This is a genomic window from Trichocoleus sp. DQ-A1 (assembly GCF_039961955.1).
Classification (GTDB): Bacteria; Cyanobacteriota; Cyanobacteriia; order Cyanobacteriales; family FACHB-T130; genus FACHB-T130.
On record NZ_JAMPKE010000045.1, the window covers coordinates 37,501 to 39,129 of the forward strand.

The window sequence follows — 1,629 nt, forward strand, 5'->3', positions numbered from 1 at the left end:
ACAAGGCCCGGGAACGGATTCACCGCCGTATGCTGACCGGCGATTACTAGCGATTCCGCCTTCACGCAGGCGAGTTGCAGCCTGCGATCTGAACTGAGCCACGGTTTATGGGATTTGCTTGTCATTGCTAACTTGCTGCCCTTTGTCCGTAGCATTGTAGTACGTGTGTAGCCCAGGACGTAAGGGGCATGCTGACTTGACGTCATCCCCACCTTCCTCCGGTTTGTCACCGGCAGTCTCCCTAAAGTGCCCAACTTAATGATGGCAACTAAGGACGAGGGTTGCGCTCGTTGCGGGACTTAACCCAACATCTCACGACACGAGCTGACGACAGCCATGCACCACCTGTGTTCCGGTTCCCGAAGGCACCCTTCTGTTTCCAGAAGGTTCCGGACATGTCAAGTCCTGGTAAGGTTCTTCGCGTTGCATCGAATTAAACCACATACTCCACCGCTTGTGCGGGCCCCCGTCAATTCCTTTGAGTTTCACACTTGCGTGCGTACTCCCCAGGCGGGATACTTAACGCGTTAGCTACGGCGCGGCCCGGGTCGATACAGGCCACACCTAGTATCCATCGTTTACGGCTAGGACTACTGGGGTATCTAATCCCATTCGCTCCCCTAGCTTTCGTCCCTCAGTGTCAGTTGCAGTCCAGCAGAGCGCTTTCGCCACCGGTGTTCTTCCCAATCTCTACGCATTTCACCGCTACACTGGGAATTCCCTCTACCCCTACTGCACTCTAGCCGTTCAGTTTCCACCGCCTTTCCAGGGTTAAGCCCCGGTCTTTAACGGCAGACTTGAACAGCCACCTACGGACGCTTTACGCCCAATTATTCCGGATAACGCTTGCATCCTCCGTATTACCGCGGCTGCTGGCACGGAGTTAGCCGATGCTGATTCCTCAGGTACCGTCATTTTGTTCTTCCCTGAGAAAAGGGGTTTACAATCCAAGAACCTTCCTCCCCCACGCGGTCTTGCTCCGTCAGGCTTTCGCCCATTGCGGAAAATTCCCCACTGCTGCCTCCCGTAGGAGTCTGGGCCGTGTCTCAGTCCCAGTGTGGCTGATCGTCCTCTCAGACCAGCTACCGATCGTCGCCTTGGTAAGCTTTTACCTTACCAACTAGCTAATCGGACGCGAGCTCATCTTCAGGCTATAAATATTTCACCTCTCGGCACATCCGGTCTTAGCAGTCGTTTCCAACTGTTATCCCCGTCCTGAAGGCAGATTCTCACGCGTTACTCACCCGTCCGCCACTAGAATCCGAAGATTCCCGTTCGACTTGCATGTGTTAAGCAGACCGCCAGCGTTCATCCTGAGCCAGGATCAAACTCTCCATTGTGTTAAGTGAGTTTGTTTTTTTGGCTATTGGAAACTATAAGTTTCCTACCGACTTCGTCTTGGTGATTGAAGTCTCCTCCAATTCACCTGATTTTTTTGACGAGGTACTTGTGTTTACTTGGCTTTCAAACTATTATTTTTTCTAGGTTCGGTGCGCTTCGGTGTCGCTTCACTTTCGCTTGCTCTCCCGACCGCTTTATTAATGTAGCAACCACGAACCGCTTCTGTCAACTGTTTTGAAAAACTTTTTTGAAAAACTCTCAAAAGCTCCAAGGGCGCAGCTTTTGGGC

General features: G+C 52.3%; 1 rRNA gene (only partly in view). It reads right to left on the reverse strand.

Annotated elements, in window-relative coordinates:
- Window positions 1-1,340: ribosomal RNA gene (locus NDI33_RS25295) — 16S ribosomal RNA — on the reverse strand; it reaches 151 nt to the left of the window's first position.
- Between the last annotated feature and the right edge of the window lie 289 nt (window positions 1,341-1,629).